The sequence below is a fragment of the Devosia sp. LjRoot3 genome (genome assembly GCF_964252865.1).
Taxonomy (GTDB): domain Bacteria; phylum Pseudomonadota; class Alphaproteobacteria; order Rhizobiales; family Devosiaceae; genus Devosia.
Genome location: NZ_CAXUPK020000004.1, coordinates 88,399 through 104,901 on the forward strand (window position 1 = coordinate 88,399; position 16,503 = coordinate 104,901).

At 63.8% G+C, this 16,503-nt stretch carries 13 protein-coding genes; all 13 read left to right on the plus strand.

Features of this window, described 5'->3' with window-relative positions:
• Positions 1-2 precede the first annotated feature (2 nt).
• The 13 genes from sppA (at position 3) to trxA (ACSQ2A_RS15095) (ending at position 16,419) form a co-directional block, all read left to right on the plus strand.
• Positions 3-950 carry a signal peptide peptidase SppA gene (sppA, locus tag ACSQ2A_RS15035; protein WP_436072893.1) on the plus strand — a complete coding sequence of 316 codons (948 nt, stop codon included), beginning with the start codon at positions 3-5 and terminating at the stop codon, positions 948-950.
• A gap of 37 nt (positions 951-987) precedes the next feature.
• On the plus strand, positions 988-1,269 hold the full coding sequence (locus ACSQ2A_RS15040) for an integration host factor subunit beta (protein WP_035084445.1): 282 nt from the start codon (positions 988-990) through the stop codon (positions 1,267-1,269).
• A 46-nt stretch (positions 1,270-1,315) separates the two neighbouring features.
• Positions 1,316-1,678: a LapA family protein gene (locus ACSQ2A_RS15045; RefSeq protein ID WP_295413521.1), complete on the plus strand. Its 363-nt coding sequence runs from the start codon at positions 1,316-1,318 to the stop codon at positions 1,676-1,678.
• 52 nt (positions 1,679-1,730) lie between these two features.
• Positions 1,731-2,378: a phosphoribosylanthranilate isomerase gene (locus ACSQ2A_RS15050; RefSeq protein ID WP_436072894.1), complete on the plus strand. Its 648-nt coding sequence runs from the start codon at positions 1,731-1,733 to the stop codon at positions 2,376-2,378.
• Between the two features lie 44 nt (positions 2,379-2,422).
• Positions 2,423-3,637, plus strand: coding sequence for a tryptophan synthase subunit beta (gene trpB / locus ACSQ2A_RS15055; RefSeq protein WP_436072895.1), 1,215 nt, complete (start codon positions 2,423-2,425; stop codon positions 3,635-3,637).
• The gene (trpA, locus tag ACSQ2A_RS15060) at positions 3,637-4,461 is read left to right on the plus strand and encodes a tryptophan synthase subunit alpha (protein WP_436072896.1); all 825 of its coding nucleotides are present in this window, start codon (positions 3,637-3,639) and stop codon (positions 4,459-4,461) included. The genes trpB and trpA overlap by 1 nt, the downstream gene beginning before the upstream one ends.
• A 227-nt stretch (positions 4,462-4,688) precedes the next feature.
• Entirely contained in the window at positions 4,689-5,663 is a 975-nt protein-coding gene (gene accD / locus ACSQ2A_RS15065) for an acetyl-CoA carboxylase, carboxyltransferase subunit beta (RefSeq protein ID WP_295413514.1), read from the plus strand.
• A gap of 99 nt (positions 5,664-5,762) precedes the next feature.
• Positions 5,763-8,255, plus strand: coding sequence for a methyl-accepting chemotaxis protein (locus tag ACSQ2A_RS15070; protein WP_436072897.1), 2,493 nt, complete (start codon positions 5,763-5,765; stop codon positions 8,253-8,255).
• Positions 8,256-8,403: 148 nt separating this feature from the next.
• Entirely contained in the window at positions 8,404-9,099 is a 696-nt protein-coding gene (locus tag ACSQ2A_RS15075) for a nucleotidyltransferase family protein (protein WP_436072898.1), read from the plus strand.
• Positions 9,096-12,116 (plus strand): double-strand break repair protein AddB, encoded by a 3,021-nt coding sequence (addB, locus tag ACSQ2A_RS15080; protein ID WP_436072899.1) that lies wholly within the window; start codon positions 9,096-9,098, stop codon positions 12,114-12,116. The genes ACSQ2A_RS15075 and addB overlap by 4 nt, the downstream gene beginning before the upstream one ends.
• Positions 12,113-15,544, plus strand: a complete 3,432-nt coding sequence (gene addA, locus ACSQ2A_RS15085) for a double-strand break repair helicase AddA (protein WP_436072900.1) — start codon at positions 12,113-12,115, stop codon at positions 15,542-15,544. The genes addB and addA overlap by 4 nt, the downstream gene beginning before the upstream one ends.
• Before the next feature lie 79 nt (positions 15,545-15,623).
• Positions 15,624-15,947 (plus strand): thioredoxin, encoded by a 324-nt coding sequence (gene trxA, locus ACSQ2A_RS15090; RefSeq protein ID WP_035084460.1) that lies wholly within the window; start codon positions 15,624-15,626, stop codon positions 15,945-15,947.
• Between the two features lie 148 nt (positions 15,948-16,095).
• Positions 16,096-16,419, plus strand: coding sequence for a thioredoxin (trxA, locus tag ACSQ2A_RS15095; protein WP_436072901.1), 324 nt, complete (start codon positions 16,096-16,098; stop codon positions 16,417-16,419).
• The last annotated feature ends 84 nt before the right edge of the window (positions 16,420-16,503 follow it).

Genomic DNA, 16,503 nt, shown 5'->3' on the forward strand with positions numbered 1-16,503 from the left:
CCGTGACCCACTTCCCCTCCTCCGAAGCCCATGAAGCGCTGGCCGCAGACACGTTCAGGCGCTCGCGCGGGCGCTGGCGCATTTTTGCGCTGGTCGCTGCCGCCGCTGTTGTCCTGGCGCTCCTCGGCCGCTTTGCCATGCCCAGCGTGATCGGCGATGGCGCCATCGCCCGGATCACCATCGACGGCACCATTTCGACCAATGCCGCCAGACAAAAAATGTTCGAGCAACTGATCGAGGACGACAAGGTGAAAGCCGTGATCGTCGCCATCAACTCCCCTGGCGGCACCACGGCAGGCGGCGAAGAACTCTACGAATCCCTGCGCCGGCTCAGCGCGGAAAAGCCGGTGGTTTCGGTGATCAACGAACTTGGCGCCTCTGCCGCCTATATGACCGCCATCGGCACCGATCACATTTTTGCCCGGCGCCTCTCGATCGTGGGCTCCATCGGCGTGCTCTACCAGCACGTCAATGCCGGCAAACTGCTGGACACCATCGGTATCGATCTCGACAAGGTGGCGTCCGGGCCGCTCAAGGCCGAGCCCGATTTCAACGAGCCCCTCGACGGCGCGCCCCGCGCTTCGCTCGCCGCCCTTGTCGAAGACAGTTTCGTCTGGTTCGTCGATATCGTGGCGGAACGCCGCAATCTCCCGCGCTCCACGGCCCTTGCGCTCGCCGACGGTCGTATCGTCACCGGTCGCGTCGCGCTCGAGAATGGCCTCATCGATGCCCTTGGCGGAGAAACCGAAGCCATTGCCTGGCTCGAAAGCGAGAAGGGCATTGCCGCAGATCTGCCGGTTGTTTCTGCCTGGCCGCTGCCCGACGAGGGGTTTGGCTGGGTCGGTCAATTGCTCGGTGGATCGGCCCGTGCGGCACTCGGACTTCCTGCGGAAGGTCCTGTGATGCTTGACGGTTTGGTTTCGCTTTGGCAGGTTGGAACGAACCCCTGAGGCAAGGGGAGCAGCGTCTTGGAGACCGGAGCCTTCCATGATCAAGTCTGAACTTGTCGAGAAGCTCGCCGCAGAGAATCCACATCTGTTCCAGCGCGACATCGAGAACATCGTCAATGCCATTCTCGACCAGATCGGGGATGCCATGGCGCGCGGTGACCGCGTCGAATTGCGCGGCTTCGGCGCCTTTTCCGTAAAGAACCGTCCGGCTCGCGTCGGGCGCAATCCTCGAACCGGCGAACAGGTCGATGTCGAGGAAAAATATGTGCCGCAGTTCAAGGCCGGCAAGGAAATCCGCGAGCGCCTCAATCGCGAGTAAGATCGTGATCGGCGCCTCACGGGCCCTCGAATAGTTCGGAAGACTTATGGTCAGCAAGATCGTTGGTTGGCTGGTTCTGGTGCCGCTTTGCGCGGCATTGGTGGCTTTTGCCCTCGCCAACCGGCAATTGGTTGCCATCAATCTCAATCCCTTCGGCGCGCCCGCTTCTGCCGATGCGGCCGGCTATGGCATTCCGCTCTTTGTCATCCTCTATATCGTGCTGCTGATCGGGGTCCTGCTCGGCGGCACCGCCACCTGGTTTGCGCAAGGGCAGCACCGCAAGCGCGAGCGCCAGTGGCGTCGCGAAGCGCAGGCGCTCAATTCCGAGCTCGAAGCCCAGCGCCGGCGCCAGGGACAGGGCGGCAGCAATGCCCTTTCCGAAGTCGACGAAATCCTGGACCTGCGGTGAACACCTCATTGTCCCTTTATCCTAGCTCCGACAGCTGAGTTCCGACCACGCGATGGCCGACCCCCTGATCATCAAAATCTGCGGTATCAAGACTTTCGACATGCTTGATGTCGCCATTGCGGCCGGCGCCGACATGATCGGCTTCATGCATTTTGCGCGCTCGCCCCGCCACGTTCCCATCGAGTTGCTGGGCGAATTGATCTCGGCCGCGCGCGGGCAAGTGGAAAGCTGTGTCGTGCTGGTCAATCCCGACAATAGCTCTGTCGCCGAAGTCGCCGCGCTCGGTCCCGACTGGATCCAGCTCCATGGCCCCGAAACCCCGCACCGCGTGGAAGCCATTCGCGCCGAGGCCGGCGTCGAGATCATGAAGGCCCTGCCCATCGGCACGGCCGAGGACGTGGCCCAGGTTGCCGGTTTTGTCGATGTTGCTGACCGCATCCTGCTCGACGCCAAGCCCCCCAAGGGCGCCGATCGGCCGGGCGGATTGGGTGAAAGTTTTGACTGGTCACTCCTCAAGGCGCTTGACCCGTCCGTGCCCTTCATGCTTTCCGGTGGCCTGACGCCGGACAATGTTGCCGAGGCCCTGAGAACTGTCTCGCCATTTGGCATAGACGTGTCTTCGGGCGTCGAGCGGGCACCCGGCGAAAAGGACAAGAGGCTGATCGAAGCGTTCATCCGCAACGCCCGCGCGGCCGTATAGGGATCGCTTGCCGGGTCATCTCGGCGGCGCCGAGAGGAACTCTAATGGACGGCATCAATTCCCTGCGCAATGGCCCGGACGAGCACGGCCGTTTCGGGATCTATGGCGGTCGTTTCGTCGCCGAAACGCTGATGCCGCTGATCCTCGACCTCGAAAAGGAATATCGGGCCGCCAAGGTCGACCCCGCCTACCAGGCCGAAATCAAGAACCTTGCCACCCACTATACCGGCCGCCCGAGCCCGCTCTACTATGCCGAGCGCCTCAGCAAGCATCTGGGCGGCGCAAAAGTCTGGTTCAAGCGCGAGGAGCTGAACCACACCGGCTCGCACAAGATCAACAATTGCCTCGGCCAGATCCTCCTCGCCAAGCGCATGGGAAAAACCCGCATCATCGCCGAAACCGGCGCCGGTCAGCACGGCGTGGCGACGGCAACGGTCTGCGCCAAGTTCGACCTGCCCTGCACCATTTTTATGGGCGCCACCGACGTCGAGCGCCAGATGCCCAACGTCTTGCGCATGAAGATGCTGGGCGCCGAAGTCCGCCCGGTCACCGCCGGCGCCGGCACGCTGAAAGACGCCATGAACGAGGCGCTGCGCGACTGGGTCACCAATGTCGAAAACACTTACTACTTGATCGGCACCGCCGCTGGCCCGCATCCCTATCCGGAAATGGTCAGGGATTTTCAGTCTGTTATCGGTACGGAGCTGAAAGAGCAGTTCCGCGAACTCGAAGGCAAGCTGCCCGATGCCGTGGTCGCCTGCGTCGGCGGCGGCTCCAATGCCATCGGCACCTTTCATGCCTTTTTGGACGATCCTGAGGTGGCTATCTATGGCGCCGAAGCTGGCGGCCATGGCATCGACATCGAAAACGGCCACGCCGCCTCGATGACCGGCGGCCGCCCCGGCGTGCTGCACGGCAACCGCACCTATCTCCTGCAGGACAAGGACGGCCAGATACTCGAAGGTCACTCTATCTCCGCCGGCCTCGACTATCCCGGCGTCGGCCCCGAGCACTCCTATCTCCACGATACCAAGCGCGTCACCTATGTGCCGATCACGGACAATGAGGCGCTCGAAGCCTTTCAGCTTTGCACCAAGATGGAAGGCATCATCCCGGCGCTCGAATCCGCGCACGGCCTTGCCCAGGTGATCAAACTGGCGCCGACCCTCGGCACAGACAAATCCGTCGTACTGTGCCTCTCGGGCCGTGGCGACAAGGACGTGGAAAGCGTCGGAAAATATCTGGGGCTGCTGAAATAATGACCACCCGTATCGACCGCGCCTTCGCCGCCGCCAAGGCCGCCAATCGCCCCGCCTTCGTCACCTATCTCATGGGTGGCGACCCGGACCTCGCCACCAGCCAGGCCATTCTCAACGCACTGCCGCAGGCCGGCGCCGATGTCATCGAACTGGGCCTGCCCTTTTCTGATCCCATGGCCGATGGCGTCGTCATCCAGATGGCCGGCCAGCGCGCTCTCAAGGCCGGGCAGACCCTGCTCGGCGTTCTGGGCATGGTCGAAGAATTCCGCCGCAAGGACGACACCACGCCGATCGTGCTGATGGGCTACTACAACCCCATCTACAGTTTTGGCGTCGACAAATTCCTCGCGACCGCCAAGGAAGCGGGCGTCGATGGGCTCATCATCGTCGACCTGCCGGCCGAGGAGGACAATGAACTGTGCATCCCCGCCCTCAAGGCCGGGATCAATTTCATCCGCCTGACCACCCCGACCACCGACGACAAGCGCCTGCCGGTCGTGCTCGAAAACACCTCGGGCTTTGTCTATTACGTCTCGATGACCGGCATTACCGGCGCCGCGATCAAATCGCGCGCTGCCGTCGGCGAGGCCGTCAGCCGCATCAAGGCCCATACCGACCTGCCCGTCGCCGTCGGTTTTGGTATCAAGACGGCCGAGGACGCTGCCGAAATCGGCAAGCATGCCGATGGCATCGTGGTCGGCACCGTGCTCGTTGACGCCGTCGCCAAGACCCTGGTCGATGGCAAGGCCACCGACAAGACGGTCTCGGCAGTCCGCGAACTCGTTGCCGACATCGCCGCCGGCGTGAAGCGGGCAAGGACGTGAAATCCCTCCTCTCCCACAGTGTCATTCCCGCGAAAGCGGGAATCTCTGTTTGGGACTTGAGATCCCCGCTTTCGCGGGGATGACACCGCTCTATGAAGGTGGATAGAGCCCAGCCAACCTTTGCCGCGGCCCTTCCCACCTGATAAGAATTGCCACAATTGACGTTTAGGTGACTTTTCAGAGCGTTTCGGAAAAACGCTCTTGAGATCATCGCGAAAGGCCGCGCCATGAACTGGATCGACAATTTCGTCCGCCCCAAAATCCGCTCGTTCCTCAACAACAAGCGTGACACGCCGGAAAACCTTTGGGTGAAAGACCCCGAATCCGGCGAGATGGTGTTCTATCGCGATCTCGAAGCCAATCAGTGGGTCGTGCCGAATTCCGGCTACCACATGAAGATCAAGCCGACCGACCGGCTCAACACCTTCTTCGACGACAGCGCCTATGATCTCGTGCCCGTCGCCTCGGTCCCGGTCGATCCCTTAAAATTCCGCGACCAGAAGCGCTATACCGACCGCCTCAAGGAAAACCGCGCCAAGACCGGTTTCGAAGACAGCGTCATCGTCGCCACCGGCAAGCTCTACAAGCGCGACATCACCGTTGCGGTGCAGGATTTTGACTTCATGGGCGGCTCGCTCGGCATGGCCGCCGGCCAAGGCATCATCACCGGCCTCGAAACCGCCGTGGAACGCAAGACGCCCTTCGTGCTCTTTGTGTCCTCGGGCGGCGCCCGCATGCAGGAAGGTGTGCTCTCGCTGATGCAGATGCCGCGCACCACGGTTGCCGTGCTGCGCCTCCGCGAAGCAGGTCTCCCCTTCTTCGTCGTCATCACCAATCCGACAACCGGCGGCGTCACCGCATCCTACGCCATGCTGGGCGACGTCCATATCGCCGAGCCCGGCGCCCTGATCGGCTTTGCCGGCCAGCGCGTCATCGAGCAGACGATCCGCGAAAAGCTCCCCAAGGGGTTCCAGCGCTCGGAATATCTCTATGAGCACGGCATGGTGGACATGGTCGTCCACCGCCACAACCTGCGCTCGACCATCGGTTCGCTCGCCAGCATTCTCACGCGCGCCCCGGCCAATGACGAGCTTTCGGGCTCGACCAGCAAGGCCATCGCAGCGCAGTCGAGCCTGCGTGACGCGGCCGTAGCAGCGGAAGGCGACGACGATCTCGCGCCCGCCGCCGCACATGCTGAATAAGGCCTTTACCGGCACTTAACGGCGTTCGCCTAACCTCGCGCAAATTAGTTCGCCCAGCCGACGGGAATCGGCCGGGCGTGCGCCTTTGCGAGGACACAGATGCGCCGCTTCTCCCTGCCGATCGCCCGTAAATTGCCCCTGGCGCTGCTTGGATCCGCCCTCCTGGTCAGCGTGGGTGTCGGCCTTGCAAGCTACCTCATCGGCTCGCAGGCGCTGCGGGCCTCGGCGGAAAACACCCTCGCCACCCTCGCCTCCGAACGCGCCCGTCAGGTTTCGTCCTATATTCACGGCGTCGAAGAAGATCTCGTCGCCACCTCGCGCTCTGCCGACACCCAACAGGCCTTGCGCGACTTTGCCGGCGCCTGGCTGCAGTTCAAGATCGACCCGACCGCAGAGGTCCGAAAACTCTATGTCGACGACAATCCCAACAAGGACAACCTGTCAGCCCTCGACACGCTGGGCACCACCGGCGCCTATGACGTCACCCATACGCGCTTCCATCCGGCCTTCCGCAACAAGGCGACGGCCCGGAGCTATCGCGACTTCTACCTGATGGATCTGAAGGGCTTTGTCGTCTACTCGCTGACCAAGGGCCAGGAATTCGGCACCAGTCTCGCCGAAGGCAACCCGCTGGCTTCCACCGGCCTCGGCCGCGTCTTTGCCCAGGCCGTGGCCATCGAAAACGACAACGACATGGCCTTTGCCGATTTCGAGGCCTATGCGCCCGCTGCCGGTCTTCCCGCGAGCTTTTTTGCCAAGCCCGTCTTCAACGCCCAGGGCCGTAAGATCGGCGTCGTCGCCTTCCAGCTCCCGTCTATCGTCCTCGATGGCGTTGTGGGCGATCGTACGGGCCTTGGCGAAAGCGGCGAAGTGATCGTCGTCGGCTCCAATGGCCTCCTGCGCTCGGATTCCATTTTTACGCCTGACAATGATGCGCTGGTCACCGGTTTTGCTGGCCCGGTGCTCAGTGCCGCGATTGCCGGCAGCCACACGATCGGGGAAACCACAGACTATCGCGCCACGCCCATGCTGGTTGCCGGCGCGCCGATTGCCACCAAGGGCGAGCCTTGGGCCGCCGTCGCCGTCATGGCGCAGAACGAGGTTTTGGCCCCCGTCGCGCAGATGCGCAACATGATGTTCGCCATCGGCGCGGGCCTACTCGCCATTGTCGCCGTACTCAGCCTTCTCTTCTCGCGCTCCATCACCAAGCCCATCACCCGTCTCACCGGCACGATGGAAACCGTCGCGGCCGGCGATTTCGATGCCGACGTGGCCGGCACCACCCGCAGCGATGAACTGGGCGCCATGGCCCGTGCCGTGGAAGTGTTCCGCGAAAATGGCCGCAAGATCAGCCAGCTGACCGAAGCCGAAGCCGCCCAGGCTCTGCGCAACCAGGCCGAGCGCGCCGAAATGATGGTGACGCTGCAGCGCGCCTTTGGCGATGTGGTGGAAGCGGCGGTCTCCGGCGATTTTGGCCGTCGCGTTGAGGCCAATTTCCCCGATGTCGAGCTCAATACACTTGCCCGCTCCGTCAACCGCCTCGTCGAAACCGTCGACCGCGGCCTCTCGGAAACCGGTTCGGTGCTCTCGGCCCTCGCCGACACCGACCTCACCCATCGCGTCAATGGCGACTATCAAGGCGCCTTTGCCCGCCTCAAGGACGATACCAATGCCGTGGCCGAACGCCTCGGCGACATCGTCGGCCAGCTCCGGGCCACCTCGGGCACGCTGAAGCGCGCCACCGGCGAAATTCTTTCGGGTGCGAACGATCTCTCCGAGCGCACGACGCGCCAGGCCGCAACCATCGAAGAAACCTCGGCCACGATGGAGCAACTGGCGTCCACTGTGCTCGACAATGCCGGCAAGGCGGAAGCCGCCAGCAAGAAGGCCCGCAACGTCTCGCAGGCCGCCGAAGAAGGCGGCGAGGTGATGAACCAGGCGACCAAAGCCATGGACCGGATCACCGCCTCCTCGGCCAAAATCTCTAACATCATCGGGCTGATCGACGACATCGCCTTCCAGACCAACCTTCTCGCCCTCAACGCTTCGGTGGAAGCCGCCCGCGCTGGCGAAGCCGGCAAGGGTTTTGCCGTGGTCGCCGTGGAAGTGCGTCGCCTCGCCCAATCCGCCGCCAGCGCCTCGGCTGACGTAAAACTGCTGATCGAACAGTCGGCCAGCGAAGTGAAGGGCGGCACCCAGCTCGTGGGCGCCGCCGCCGGAAAACTCGCCGGCATGCTCGATGCCATCCGCGAAAACACGGCCGATCTCGAAGCCATCGCCCGCGGCAGCCGCACTCAGGCCTCCGCCATCGAGGAAGTCACCGTGGCCGTCCGCCAGATGGACGAGATGACCCAGCACAATGCGGCTCTCGTCGAAGAAACCAACGCTGCCATCGAGCAGACCGAAGGCCAGGCCGTTCGCCTCGACGAGATCGTGGAGCAATTCACCGTCTCGGCCTCCCCCGTGCGCGCGGCTGAACCGGCCCGCGGCATCAAGGGGATGCAGGACAAGCTCAAATCGGTCGCCAGCACCTATCTCCGCCGCAGCAGCGGCAACGCCGCGCCCAAGCTGGAAGACTGGTCGGAGTTCTGACACCAGCTCGTCCTCCTCGGGCTTGACCCGAGGGCTCTACACTCATGGCGTCATCGGCAAGTGAAGTGTCCTCGGGTCAAGCCCGAGGAGGACGGCCAGTGGTTCCGCGCCACTGGACAAGCACCCCCCTGCCCGGTTCTATCCCGGCATGGATACCCCTGACCGATTCCCCGATGTGATGCTGCTGGCCGCAGGCCTCGGCACCCGCATGCGCCCCTTGACCGACACTCTGCCAAAGCCACTCATTCCAGTGGCCGGCATACCCCTTATCGAACGCGTCATCGGCAATGCGCGGACGGAAGGGGCAAAGCGCTTCGTCGCCAACGCCCACTATCGTGCCGACCAGATTCTGGCCCATTTCGGTGGCCTGCTGAAAGTCAGCCGCGAGGACGAACTTCTGGGGACCGGGGGCGGCGTGAAGCGGGCGCTGCCCATGCTTCATTCCGATCCATTCTTCGTCATGAATACCGACGCCTTCTGGCCCGAAAGCAGCGACCAGCCGCTCAAGCGCATGATCGCCCGCTATACCGGCCCCGAAGACATCGTCATGCTCTGCGTCCAGCCACGCCGCGCCAGCGGCTTTTCGCGCAGTCACGATTTTTGCCTCGCTCCCGATGGCCTCGTTACCCGCGACTACGGCGCTCCGGTCATCTACGGCGGCGTGCTGCTGCTCGGTCGCGAAATTTTTGCCGATACCCCGGATGGCGAATTCTCGCTCTATCCCCTCCTCGAAGCGGCACTGGAGCGCGAAACGCTGAAGGGCGTCGTCCTCGACGCACCCTGGTACCATGTCGGCGATCCCAATGGCCTCGCCGAAGCCGAACGCCTTCTGGGCGCTTCATGACCATTTTCTCGATCGCTCCGCATTCCCCCTTCCTCCCAACTCTGGCGGAAGCGGTCATGGACGGCCGTCTGCTCGGTGACTGGCCGCGCGACAATCCGTTCTGGCTCAGCGATGTCACCATCATCCTGCCGACCCAGCGCGCCCGCGAGGCCCTGGCGGAAGCCTTTGCCAAGCATCCTGGTTTCACCGGCCTCCTACCCGATATCCGCACCTTTGGCGGCGACGAGGGCGATGAAGAGCCCTTCCTGCCGCCCTTCGACGCCCCACCGAGCCTGCCGGCCGCAACAACGCTGGAACGCCGCCTGATCCTCTCGCGGCTCGTTGCCGCCTGGGCCCATAGCCCCGCCGGTGGCCAAGCTTTTTCGACGCCCCCCACCGCCGCCGAAATCTTCTCCATGGCCGACTCGCTCGCCCATGTCTTTGACGACCTTGCCATTGCCGAACGCGGCCCCGGCGAATTGCGCGCCCTCGGCGATCAACTCGGCCCGGAACTCGGCGCCTATTGGCAACAGACCCTGACCTTCCTCGATATTGCGCTGACCGCCTGGCCCCACATGCTGGAGGATAGAAAGCGCGCCGACCCCTCGCAGCTCCGTGGCGCCCGGCTCGACCGGCAGGCTGAAAGCGCGCCACTGATCTATGGCGACCGCCCCGTCATCGCCGCTGGCTCCACCGGATCCATTCCGGCTACGGCGCGCCTCCTCAAGGCGCTGGAACGCCTGCCGCGCGGTGCCCTCGTCCTGCCCGGCCTCGACACGACCATGTCGTCCGACACCCACGCGGCCCTGCTCGACCCCGAACAAAGCCCCCATGGCCACCCACAATATCACGTGGCAAAACTGCTTCGCACCCTAGGCGCCAGCCCGACAGAGGTGATCGAACTCGCTCCCGTCGAGCATCCCCGCACACCGCTCCTCCACCGCGCCCTGGCCTTGACGTCGGCAACCGCCCACTGGGCAGAGCAACGCCCCGACGCCGAAACCCGCGACGCAGCCCTTGCCGGGGTCTCGATCATCGCCGCCCGGCACGAAGACGAGGAAGCCCGCGCCATTGCCATCGCCGCGCGCGAGGCACTCGCCAACAAACATACTGTCGGTATCATCACGCCCGACCGCAACCTCGCCCGTCGCATCGCCGCCGAACTCGCGCGTTTCGGCGTGGTCGTCGACGATGCTGCCGGCGCGCCGCTGTTCCAGTCGACCATCGGCCGCCTCGCCCGCCAGATTCTGACGCTCGCCGTCAATCAATGCGCCGCGGTCGACCTCATCTCGCTCCTCCGCAACCGTGCCAGCCTTTTTGGCCGCAGCCGCGGGGAGATTTCCAATCTTGCCGATGATATTGAACTGGCCCTGCTGCGCGGACAAAGACCAGCCCCAGGCCTCGATGGCTTGCGTGCGGCCCTCGCCGAACACATTGTCCAACCTCCCAAAGGCGCCGCACGTCGTCTCAGCGAGTCTCACGCCCCCGCCATCCTCGGCCTGCTCGACGATATTTCGGCCGCCCTCACCCCGCTCACCCGCCTCCTCGCCACGCCGCTGATTCGCGCCGCCGATCTCGCGGGCGCCATTGTCAGCGCCGTCGACCATGTCGCCGTCGGCGCCCCGGTGCGCGGCCGCGATGAATTGCAGGCTTGGGCCGATGAAATGGCCAAGCTGACGGGCGAGGGGCATGCTTTTGCCCCTGCCGGGCTCGACGCCGTGCTTTCGGCCCTGATGCAAGGTTTTCAGGTCCGCAACCGGCTGGATAGCCGCAAGGACATCGCCATATGGGGCCAGATCGAAGCGCGCCTGATGTCCCCAGATCTGATGATCCTCGGCGCCCTCAACGAGGACATCTGGCCTGAGCCCGCTGATCCCGGACCCTGGCTCAGCCGCGGCATGCGCCTCGCCACAGGCCTCGAACCGCCCGAACGGTTACAGGGCCTCGCCGCTCATGACTTTGCTCAGGCCATGGGCAATGCCCACGTCATCGTGGCCTATGCCGACCGCATCGGCACCAGCCCCTCCTTGCCCTCGCGCCTGGTGCAGCGGCTCGATGCCTTTGCCGGCGAAGACGCGGCCAAAGCCGTGCGCCAGCGCGGCCGTGGCTGGATCGAAGCCGCCCGCGCCATCGACGCCGTCGAGACGACAAACCCGGCCTCGCGCCCGTTACCCAATCCGCCAGCCAGCATCCGCCCGCGAAGACTGTCGGTCACCGAGGTCGAGACGCTGATGCGCTCGCCCTATGACCTCTATGCCAAACATGTCCTGAAACTGCGCCAGCTCGACCCCTTGGGCGACGTGCCCGATGCCCGCGAGCGCGGCACTATCATCCACGACGCCTTTGCCCGCTTCGTCGAGGAAGGGCACGACCCAACCGCTTCAGACGCCTTCGAGAAACTCATGGCCATCGCCGCCGACGCCTTTTCGGGCCTCGAAGCCATCGGCGAACGCCGCGACATCTGGCTCAAACGCTTTGGCACCGCCGCCGAACAGTTTCTTGCTTTTGAGCGCGAACGCCATCCCCGCGTGCGCCAGCGTCACGCTGAAATCAAAGGCGACATGCAACTCCACCTCGCCGAACCTTTTAAGATCACCGGCCAGGCCGACCGCGTCGACGAGATGATGGATGGCACCGTGGAAATTCTCGATTTTAAGACCGGTTCGCCACCTACCCCGGCCATGATGAAAGCCTTTGAAGCGCCCCAATTGCTGATGGAAGCGGTCATGACCAAGGCTGGCGCCATGACCGGCATCCCAGCCGTCAAAACCAGCGCCCTCACCTATGTAAAAATCGGCCTCGGCCCCGAAGCCTTCGTGCCCTCGGCCTTCAGGGCGTCAGAAGGCATGCCGCTGATGGAAGCGGCAGACGAGATCAATCGTCGCCTCCAGAGCCATATCGACCATTTCCTTTTCCGCGACACGCCCATGCCGGCGCGCCTGCTGCCGCTCGTCGGCCAGCGCTTTGCCGGCCCTTATGACCATCTGGCGCGCGTCGCCGAATGGACAAGCGTCGATGGCGGGGAGGACGAGGCATGAGTGCGGAACGCGGAGAACTCTCCGTCCCGTTCGACACCAGAAGCGCGCAAAGCCGCGCTACTGATCCCAGCCATTCGATCTGGGTGGAGGCCAATGCCGGCTCGGGCAAAACCTTCGTGCTTACCCGCCGCGTGCTGCGGCTGCTGCTGGCCGGGGTAAAGCCGGAATCGATCCTCTGCCTCACCTATACCAAGGCGGCAGCGGCCGAGATGCGCAAACGCGTCTCCCAGCAGCTAGCCGAATGGGCCGTCATCGCAGAAGGCGAACTGCGCAAGAAGCTGACGGACCTCCTCGGCACGCAGCCCGATGCCAAAACGCTCCATGCTGCCCGCACTCTGTTTGCCCGCGCCCTCGAAACCCCCGGCGGGTTGCGCATCCTCACCATCCACGCCTTCTGCGAAGCAGTGCTGCACCGCTTCCCCATAGAAGCCGGCGTGCCCTTCGATTTCGCGGTGATCGAGGAAGACCAGCAGATCCAGCTCATCCTCGCCGCCCGCGAAAGCGTGCTGGCCGAGGGTCTTCGTGGCGGCGCCAACGGCGCCGCCGTCGAAACGCTCTTTCAGCTCCTGAGCGACCATCATATCGGCGAGGCGATCGGGGCTGCGCTGTCAAAGGGCGCACGACTGAAGCCGCTCCTGGCCGACCCTGAAGGCGCCAAGGCGCGCTTGAAACGCCTTGCGGGTGCCGGCAGCGAGAGTGCGACAGAACTCATCGAAAGCGCCGTGCGCGATACGCTCCTCACCCCGGAGGTCATGCGCCACCTGGTGTCGGCGCTCGGAGGCAATCCCCACGGCCACCGCAAATGCGTCGACACCCTCGCCCGGCTCGATCCCGAACGTCCGGATAAAGACACGCTGCATGCCGCCTTCTTCACCACCGAAGGAAAGCCCCGCACCAGCCTTCTCACCAAGACCGAGCGCCACGCCCATCCGCACCTGCTAGAAACCCTGAGCCGCGAGCAGGGCCGCCTCATCGCGCTCGATGAAAAAATCCGCGCCGCCCGGCTCGTCGAACGCAGCAATGCCGTGCTCGACATTCTGGTCGCCATCGCGCGCCGCTATGAAAACGACAAGCGCCGCCGGGCCCTGCTCGATTTCGACGATCTCGTCGACCGCCTCGGCGATCTCCTCGACAATCTCGAGATCGGTCCCTGGGTGCAGTACAAACTCGATGCCGGCATCGAGCACATTCTGGTCGACGAAAGCCAGGACACCAATGACCAGCAATGGCGCGTGGTGCGCGCCTTGGCCGCCGAGTTCTTCGTCGGCGAAGGAGCAGCCCGTCGTCCCCGCTCGGTCTTTGCCGTGGGCGATCAGAAGCAGTCGATCTATTCCTTCCAGGGCGCGCAGCCCGCTCTCTTCGGCACCACGGGCTACGACTTTGCCCGCCGCGCCGAGGCCGCCGACATGGCCTTTGCCCGCCTGCCGCTCCACACCAGCTTTCGTACGCTCTCGGGCATTCTCGAGGCCGTAGACAAAGTCTGCGCCCGCTCCGACATCCAGTTGGCCCTCCTCGCTACCGATCGGGTTCTGCACACTGCTGCCCGCAGCCAGCCCGGCGGCAGTGTGACGCTCTGGCCGCCCGTACAGGCGCAAAAGTCGGAGGCCGGCGATGGCCAATGGCCGCTTGAGCCCTTGGAAGCCGAGCAGAGCGCCGCGCGACAGGTCGCCATGCGTATTGCCCGCGAAATAAGAAGCTGGATCGACAATGGGCGTCCGCTGACCCAGCGCGGTCGTGCCGTCGCCGCCGATGACGTCCTCATCCTCGTCCAATCGCGCAGTGCCCTGTTCCAGGAAATCATTCGCGCCCTGCGCCTCTACCACGTGCCGACCCCCGGCGCAGACCGGCTGGCCGTCACCGGCCATATCGCCGTGCTCGATCTCCTGGCGCTGATCGACGTGCTGCTCAATCCAGCCGATGATCTGCAGCTCGCTGCGCTCCTCCGCTCGCCACTCTTCGATTTTTCCGAGGACGATCTTTTCAACCTCGCCAGCACTCGGTCCGACCGCCAGACCCTCTGGTCCGCGCTCCTCGCCTCGGCCCTGCCCGCGGCCCGCGCTGCTGCCGAACGCCTCGCCGCCTGGCGCGCCAATCTCGACTTTGAACGCCCTTTCGACTTCCTGACCAAAGTTCTCTATGCCGATCAGGGCCTCAAACGCTTCCACGCCCGCCTCGGCACGGAAGTCGATGAAGTCATTTCCGAATTTCTGGAATTGGCACTCAACCACGAGCAGAACGCGCAACCCTCGCTCCAGGGCTTTGCCGCCGACATGCGCCAGCGCAATGTCTCGATCAAGCGCGAATTGGCCGAAGGCGGCGGCGGCGTCCGCGTCATGACGGTACATGGGGCCAAGGGTCTTGAGGCTCCGATCGTCATCATGGCCGATGCCGCGAGCAAGCCCGCGTCAAAACAGATCGGCAGCCCGATCTACATCGTCTCGGAAACTCCCGGCCCGCTCCTCATCCACGCCTCCAACAAGGCCCAGCACGTCCCGGCAACGCTGGAGGTCAAGGAAAAGACCGACGCGAATCTCGCGCAGGAATATTGGCGAAAACTCTATGTCGCCATGACCCGCGCCGAAGACGAGCTCTATGTCACTGGCGCTTTGACCCAGAACGGCAAGCTCGACGGCACCTGGTATGAAGCAGTGGAATCGGCCCTGTCCGACAATGCCGAGGTTTTGGAACTGGCCGACGGCACTTCCGCCCTCGTCTATCCCATTGTCCGCCCGCAGCCAGCCGCGATAACAGGCTCCACAACCGCAAGCGCAAAACCCGCACGCTGGATTGAGCCCGCGCCCTTGCCAATCTTCGTCCCGCCGGCCACCACCTCGCCCTCCCGCGCCCATGAAGCCAGCGGCAACGAACCCGCGCTTGCCACAGCCGCCGAACGCGTGCGGGACGCCGAAACGGCGCGAAAATCCGGCATCGCGCTTCATGCCCTGCTGCAACACTTGGGCAGAATCGACCGCGGCCTCTGGCCCAAGGTGATTCCCCGCGCCCTCGAAGTGCTGCTGCCCGACATGCCCAAGGAGCAGGCACGCCTCGCCCCAAAGGCCCTATCCATTCTCGACAGCCTGGAATTTGCCTATCTCTTTGGGCCCGACAGCCGCGCCGAAGTGCCGTTTCTCGTAGACGCCATCCGTGACGGGGAACCAATCCGCCTTTCGGGGCGTATGGACAGGCTCGTAGTTGACGACCACAGCGTGTTGGTGATCGACTACAAGTCCGACGCAACGGCGCCGAAAACAGCTGTCGACGTGCCTCCGAGGTACGTTACGCAACTCTCGCTATATGCGCTGGTTGCAAGCCAGCTTTTCCCCGGCCGGACCGTTCGCGCGGCAATTCTATGGACCGAGTTGGAATCATTGATGAATTTGCCGTCCGAGCTTATCGAACAAGCGCGTGGGAATTTCACCCTCAAGTGAACGATCTTGTCCTAAGGCTGGACTCTCACCAGCTTTGGGAGCAAACAACCCACCGCTTTCAACCCAAAAGGCACAATAAATGACGAAGCACGTTTCCGACGCCACGTTTGGCGAGGAAGTCCTCAACTCCCAAGAGCCCGTTCTGGTGGACTTCTGGGCCGAGTGGTGCGGGCCCTGCCGGGCGATCGCCCCCGTCCTCGATGAGCTGTCCCAGGAACTCTCGGGCAAGGTGAAGATCGTCAAGCTCAATGTCGACGAAAACCCGTCGACCACTGTGAAGTATGGCGTCCGCTCCATCCCGACCATGATTCTCTTCAAGAACGGCGAAGCTGCCGACATGAAGATCGGTGCCGGCACGCCCAAGGCAGGCCTCACCAAGTGGCTCGAAGGCCACGCCGCCTAAGAGCGCTGACTAACTAAAATCCAAGGCACCGCCGGACCCGTCCGGCGGTGCTTTTTTGTTTGGCGGCTCAAAAGCATAAAACGCCATTTCTTCCCTCGGCCGGCAATCGCGCCTAACTTCATCGCCCAAAGCCGATGAAAGGTGACCCATGGCCCTCCATGTCAGCGACAGCAATTTTGCCGCCGAAGTTCTTGAGTCCGACCGTCCGGTGCTCGTCGATTTCTGGGCCGAATGGTGCCCGCCCTGCAAAGCCATGGCGCCCACCATCGACGCGCTCGCCGAAGAGCTGGCTGCAGATTTCAAGATCGTCAAACTGGACGTCGACTCCAATCCCGGCATTACCGTCGCCTACAATGTCCGCGCCATGCCGACGCTGATCATCTTCAAGGACGGTGCGCCGGTGGACATCAAGGTCGGGGCCGGGCAGAGCCGCGTGCAGCTCATAAAATGGCTGGAATCGCACGCCGCCTGAGGCTTCTCCGCGCTCCATAGATTCGCCTCACAAAGCCGTGAGGTTGGGCATGGTGGAGCCCTGCGGGCTCTGCTAGCACTATCG

Excerpts from the sequence above, each read along its gene's own strand:
- ACSQ2A_RS15040 (WP_035084445.1), top strand. The coding sequence starts at position 988 with ATGATCAAGTCTGAACTTGTCGAGAAGCTCGCCGCAGAGAATCCACAT.
- ACSQ2A_RS15045 (WP_295413521.1), top strand. The coding sequence starts at position 1,316 with ATGGTCAGCAAGATCGTTGGTTGGCTGGTTCTGGTGCCGCTTTGCGCG.
- ACSQ2A_RS15050 (WP_436072894.1), top strand. The coding sequence starts at position 1,731 with ATGGCCGACCCCCTGATCATCAAAATCTGCGGTATCAAGACTTTCGAC.
- trpB (WP_436072895.1), top strand. The coding sequence starts at position 2,423 with ATGGACGGCATCAATTCCCTGCGCAATGGCCCGGACGAGCACGGCCGT.
- trpA (WP_436072896.1), top strand. The coding sequence starts at position 3,637 with ATGACCACCCGTATCGACCGCGCCTTCGCCGCCGCCAAGGCCGCCAAT.
- accD (WP_295413514.1), top strand. The coding sequence starts at position 4,689 with ATGAACTGGATCGACAATTTCGTCCGCCCCAAAATCCGCTCGTTCCTC.
- ACSQ2A_RS15070 (WP_436072897.1), top strand. The coding sequence starts at position 5,763 with ATGCGCCGCTTCTCCCTGCCGATCGCCCGTAAATTGCCCCTGGCGCTG.
- ACSQ2A_RS15075 (WP_436072898.1), top strand. The coding sequence starts at position 8,404 with ATGGATACCCCTGACCGATTCCCCGATGTGATGCTGCTGGCCGCAGGC.
- addB (WP_436072899.1), top strand. The coding sequence starts at position 9,096 with ATGACCATTTTCTCGATCGCTCCGCATTCCCCCTTCCTCCCAACTCTG.
- addA (WP_436072900.1), top strand. The coding sequence starts at position 12,113 with ATGAGTGCGGAACGCGGAGAACTCTCCGTCCCGTTCGACACCAGAAGC.
- trxA (WP_035084460.1), top strand. The coding sequence starts at position 15,624 with ATGACGAAGCACGTTTCCGACGCCACGTTTGGCGAGGAAGTCCTCAAC.
- trxA (WP_436072901.1), top strand. The coding sequence starts at position 16,096 with ATGGCCCTCCATGTCAGCGACAGCAATTTTGCCGCCGAAGTTCTTGAG.